Annotated in this window: 3 protein-coding genes and 1 pseudogene; all 4 read left to right on the forward strand. The window is 40.4% G+C overall.

The features are described 5' to 3' along the window. Positions 1–258: pseudogene (locus ACZFYI_RS18605) on the forward strand (patatin-like phospholipase family protein); the annotation flags it as partial. A 150-nt stretch (positions 259–408) separates the two neighbouring features. Then, positions 409–1,800, forward strand: coding sequence for an MATE family efflux transporter (locus tag ACZFYI_RS18610; RefSeq protein ID WP_462525623.1), 1,392 nt, complete (start codon positions 409–411; stop codon positions 1,798–1,800). 121 nt (positions 1,801–1,921) lie between these two features. Further along, a complete protein-coding gene (locus ACZFYI_RS18615; RefSeq protein WP_462525624.1) occupies positions 1,922–2,152 on the forward strand; it encodes a hypothetical protein in 231 nt (76 codons plus the stop codon). Beyond that, positions 2,145–2,561, forward strand: a complete 417-nt coding sequence (locus ACZFYI_RS18620) for a putative toxin-antitoxin system toxin component, PIN family (protein WP_462525625.1) — start codon at positions 2,145–2,147, stop codon at positions 2,559–2,561. Before ACZFYI_RS18615 ends, ACZFYI_RS18620 begins: the two co-directional genes overlap by 8 nt. Positions 2,562–2,698: the final 137 nt, after the last annotated feature.

Consider the following 2,698-nt stretch of genomic DNA (forward strand, 5'->3'; position numbering starts at 1 on the left):
CAATATATACCTATCAATAATATTTATCTCAGAACAGGTGCAAACATTGTTGGCTATAGTGGCCATGTCCCCCTTAAAGGAGAGGAAGGTTCCATTGTTTCAAAAATGCAGTCCAATAATTTATTTGGTTATGGGGTGGACATTACTTACAAATCAATTTTGGGCCCGATAATAGCAGGGGTAGGAAAAAACAATTCTGATAGGAACCTCAGAGTTTATTTTTCTATAGGATTTTCCTTTGGGTATTCAGACAGATAATTTTCTGTCAATTCGATTTGGCAGTTGGGTTTTTTATTGCATTTTTGTGGCATTATGAAGGCTTAATTTTTCTCCGGTTTGTTTTGGCGCCGCCCATTTAGGGACGGTAGCCTATAATTTTCACCTCCCAACGGGATAGCTATTTCATATATGAGAATCAAGAACTTTATCCATCATTTCCGTCAGGCTGTAAAGGGCCTCGAGGAAGATTTTACCAATATCAGTATCAAAAAAGCGATTTTCTACCTTTCCATTCCTATGATTTTGGAGATGGTCATGGAATCGCTTTTTGCTGTAGTCGACATATTTTTTGTGGGCAAACTTGGAGTGCATGCTGTGGCCACTGTTGGGCTTACGGAATCTGTTTTGACCATCATTTATTCCATCGCCATAGGACTGAGCATGGCTGCCACTGCGATCGTAGCGAGAAGAATAGGGGAGAAAAAGCCCAAGGAAGCCTCAGCGGCAGCTTTTCAGGCTATTTTGGTTTGTTCCTTGTTTGCTGTGGCGGTTGCGGTATTGGGAGTAATCTACGCCAAGCCTATGTTGGCATTGATGGGAGGAGAACCGGAGGTCATTGAATCCGGATATCGCTACACACAGGTTATCTTTGGTGGAAATGTCTGTGTGATGCTTCTTTTTTTGATCAATGGGATATTCCGGGGCGCGGGCAATGCCGCCGTGGCAATGCGGACTTTGTGGATTGCTAATGGCTTCAATATCGTGTTGGATCCAATTTTGATATTTGGATTGGGACCGATTCCGGCCATGGGACTGGAAGGTGCGGCTTGGGCCACGACTACCGGAAGGGGCATTGGGGTCATTTACCAGTTTTACATCCTTTTCAATGGCAAATCCCTTATCAAGTTTTATTGGGAAAGCCTCAAGATGAATTGGAAAACTGTCTTAACCATTGTCAAAGTGGCCTCGGGAGGTATGGGACAATTTCTGATTGAGTCCGCTTCATGGATATTTCTGATGAGGATCATTTCTGAATCGGGTTCTGTTGCTTTGGCCGGATATACCATTGCGGTCAGACTTATAATCTTTGCATTGTTGCCGGCATTTGGACTTTCAAATGCCGCTGCTACTTTGGTGGGTCAGAATCTTGGGGCGCTGCAACCTGCAAGGGCTGAGAAATCAGCCTGGTTGGCGGCACATTTGACGGCCATATTTCTTGGTTTTTGTGCCATTATATTCATTGCAGGGGCAGGATTCTTTATCGGAATTTTCAACCAAGAAGAGGGGGTGATCGCTGTGGGCAGAATGGGTTTGACTATTATCTGTCTGGGATACGTGTTCTTTGGCTATGGCATGGTCATGAGTCAATCGCTCAATGGTGCGGGAGATACCAAAACGCCGACTATCATCAACCTGGCAGTATTATGGGGTTTTCAGATTCCTTTTGCTTACCTGTTGGCAAAGACATTTGGTCTTGGGGCTACCGGGGTTTTTATCGCTATTGCAGTCAGCCATTCCCTGCATGCCGTGGTGAGTACCTGGGTATTTACCAGGGGAAAATGGAAATTGGTGCAGGTTTAAGGTATAGTCCTTTCTTCAATTTCAGATTTAGCTTTTATATTTTAAGGAACTCCAAAGTTTCCATAATACGTTTATTCTGCATTGGAATTTTTATAAATTGTAGTTTCTAATTGAAGCAGCTATGGAAAAGATAATGATTGAAGTTGATAAGGTTTCGGAAAAAGCATATAATAAAATGAGTCCTGAAGCTAAACAACAGTTTAGCCTTGCTATTAACCTTCTATTAAAGAAGGCCATTAATAAAAATAACTATCAAGAGTACCTCATTTTTTTGGATGAAATTGGGGAAGAAGCAAATAAAAATGGTTTGACAGAAGCCAAACTCCAAGAGCTACTTGAGGACCATGGTTGATATTTTTATTTTTGATACCAATTCTTTAATAAGTGCTCATCTATTGTCAAATTCAACATCTAGAAAAGCATATAATTCAGCCCTACTAAATGGGATTTTGGTTTATTCGGAAGAAACGGTCAAGGAGTTTGAAGAAGTTTTCTCAAGAAAGAAGTTTGATAAGTATGCAACTTTTGCAAATAGAGAAAAAGCTATTCGAATTTTTAAAGAAGCAAGCATTTCAATTCCAATCTCTAGCAATTTTAAAGCGTGCAGGGATCCAAAAGACGATATGTTTTTGCATTTGGCAGTGGATGCCAAAGCGAGATGTATCGTTACAGGAGATCCGGATCTCTTGGCACTTCATCCCTTCGAAGGAATTTCAATTATTACTCCGGGAGAATTTTTGGAGATTTTTGATTCAAAATGATTTTCCCAGTTTTCGGAAATACTCATGAGCTGCCAAGAAGCCAAATTGAATTGTAAAGTTCAATTTTTTTAAAATGAAGAAGAGGTAGATTTTGTAATCGTTCTGGAACTTTTAAATAATTATTTAGATTAATTATA

The organism is Aquiflexum sp., assembly GCF_977115555.1.